The organism is Corallococcus sp. AS-1-12 (assembly GCF_020036995.1).
Taxonomy (GTDB): domain Bacteria; phylum Myxococcota; class Myxococcia; order Myxococcales; family Myxococcaceae; genus Corallococcus.
Map to the genome: position 1 here is coordinate 1 of NZ_JAIQDD010000078.1, position 2,954 is coordinate 2,954.

At 69.2% G+C, this 2,954-nt stretch carries 1 protein-coding gene; it reads left to right on the forward strand.

What is annotated here, in order from left to right; all coding sequences use genetic code 11:
* Positions 1-2,954, forward strand: a 2,954-nt coding sequence (locus tag K8556_RS38700) for a condensation domain-containing protein (protein ID WP_223745154.1), incomplete at both ends; no start/stop codon positions are given.

The following is a 2,954-nucleotide window of genomic DNA, read 5'->3' on the forward strand; positions in this document are numbered from 1 at the left end:
GGTGAGCTCTTCATCGGCGGTGAGGGTGTCGCGCGCGGCTACCTCAACCGCCCGGAGTTGACGGCGGACCGCTTCATCCCGGATGGCTTCTCCTCTACCCCGGGTGCCCGCCTCTACCGCACGGGCGACGTGGTGCGCTGGCGCGCGGACGGGATGCTCGACTACCTGGGCCGTGCCGACTTCCAGGTGAAGGTCCGCGGCTTCCGCATCGAGTTGGGCGAAATCGAAGCCACCCTCCTCAAGCATCCCCAGGTGCACGCGGCCGTGGTGCTGACTCGCGAGGACATCCCCGGCGACAAGCGGCTCGTCGCCTACGTGGTCCTCACGGATGGCGAAGTGGCGGCCGCACCGTCGACGGACGACCTCAAGGGCTGGCTCAAGCAACACCTGCCCGAGTACATGGTGCCCTCGGCGCTCCTCGTGTTGGAAGCGCTGCCGCTCAACACCAACGGCAAGGTGGACCGCAAGGCCCTGCCCGCGCCGGTGGGTTCGGAGCTCGCGGCCCACTACGTCGCGCCGCGCACTCCCACCGAGGAGCAGCTCGCGGCCCTCTTCACGCAGGTGCTGCACGTGGAGCGGGTGGGCATCCACGACGACTTCTTCGCGCTCGGAGGCCATTCGCTGCTGGCCACCCAGCTCGTCTCGCGCGTGCGCACCACCTTCCGCAGGGAGTTGCCCCTTCGAGCGCTATTCGAAGCGCCTACCGTCGCCGCCCTCGCCCGACGCATCGACTCCGAGGGGACATCCGCGCCGTCGATTCCGCTTCGGAGGGCCGCGGCTCGCGGGGCTTCGGAGCCGCTGTCCTTCGCGCAGCAGCGGCTGTGGCTCTTGGATCAACTCCAGCCGGGGGATGCGTCCTACAACCTCCCCACCGCGCTCCAGCTCTCCGGACACCTGGACGTGGAGTCGCTGCGCCGCGCCTTCGAGTCGCTCGTCCAGCGCCATGAGGCCCTGCGCACCACCTTCCACGAACACCAGGGCCAGCCCACCCAGCGCATCCATGCGCCGGTGGAGTGGACCTTGCCGCGGGTGGACCTCTCCTCCCTGCCGGAGGTCCAGCGAAAGGAAGAATCCCGGCGGCTGGCCGACGAGGAAGCGCGACGGCCGTTCGACCTCGCCAGGGGTCCGCTGCTGCGCAGCACGCTGGTGCGCCTGGAGGAGAATGAACACCTGCTGTTGGTGACGATGCACCACATCGTCTCCGACGGCTGGTCCATGGGCGTCCTCGTGCGCGAAATGGTGGCCTTCTACGAGGCCTTCACCTCCGGAACGGCGCCGGCCCTCCCGCCGCTGCCCGTGCAGTACGCGGACTTCGCCACGTGGCAGCGCGACTGGCTCCAGGGCGAGGTGCTCGACGCGCAACTGGGTTACTGGAAGCAGCAGTTGTCTGGATCACCTCCAGCACTCGAGCTGCCGACGGACCGGCCGCGTCCGCCCGTGCAGTCCCACCGTGGCGCCACCGTGGCGGTGCGGATTCCCGCTCGGGTCTCAGACGCGCTCAAGGCCCTGGCGCAGCGTGAAGGCGCGACACCCTTCATGACGCTGCTGGCGGCCTTCCAAGTGCTGCTTTCGCGCTACTCCGCACAGGATGACGTCAGTGTCGGCTCCCCCATCGCCGGCCGCACCCAGGCGGAGACCGAAGGCCTCATCGGCTTCTTCATCAACACGCTCGTCCTGCGGGCCCGGATGGATCCGCGCTCGACGTTCCGGGAGCTGCTCGCCCAGGTGCGCGGCACGACGCTCGCGGCGTACGACCACCAGCATCTGCCCTTCGAGAAGCTCGTCGAAGCCGTGCAGCCCACACGGGACCTGAGCCGCAGCCCTCTGTTCCAGGCCATGTTCGTCCTGCAGAACACGCCTGCTCGGGCGTTGCACCTGCCGGGCCTGTCCTTCCAGGCCGCGCCGCAGGAAGCCCACTCCGCGATGTTCGACCTCTCCCTCTCGCTGCAAGAGGTCCAGGGCGGGCTGACCGGCTCACTGGAGTACGCGACGGACCTGTTCGACGCGGCGACCGTGCAGCGCATGGCCGGCCACTTCGGCGTATTGCTGGAGGCCATCGCACAGAAGCCAGACACCCGCCTGGGAGACCTGCCGCTGCTCACGGATGCTGAGCGCCAGCAGCTTCTCGTGGACTGGAACCCGGCTGGCACTGAAACCCAGCGTGAGTCCAGCATCCCGGCGATGGTGGAAGCCCAGGTGCGCCGCACGCCGGATGCCTTCGCTGTCATCACGCCCGAGCGGCGGCTGACGTACCGGGAGCTGGACGCGAAGGCCAACCAGCTCGCGCACCGCCTGCGCGGCCTGGGTGTCGGACCCGAAGTCCGCGTCGGCCTGTGCGTCGAGCGCACCGAGGACCTCGTCATCGGTGCCCTCGGCATCCTCAAGGCCGGTGGTGCCTACGTGCCGCTGGACCCCAGCTACCCGCGTGAGCGCCTGGGCTGGCTGCTGGAGGACGCTCAGGGGCCTGCCCTCGTGGCGCATTCGCACCTGCTCTCGGCGCTGCCAGAAACCAGCGCCACGCCCGTGTGCCTCGACTCGGACGTGGAGCTGGTGAAGCAGCCGACGACGGCGCCCACGGTGGACATCCACCCGGGCCACCTCGCCTACCTCATCTACACCTCCGGCAGCACCGGCCGTCCCAAGGGCGTCGCCATCTCCCACGGCAACGCCGTCTCCTTCCTCCACTGGGCCCTGGAGACGTTTACCCACGAGGAGTTGAAGGGCACCCTCGCCGCGACGAGCCTCAACTTCGACCTCTCCGTCTTCGAGCTCTTCGCTCCGTTGAGCAGCGGGGGCGCGGTGGTGGTGGCACGCAATGCCCTGCACCTGGCGGAGCTGCCTACCGCTTCGCACGTCACCCTCGTCAACACCGTGCCCTCCGCCATGGCGCAACTGCTGCGCCTGGGTGCGGTGCCGCCTTCCGTGCGCGTCATCAACCTCGCGGGCGAAGCCCT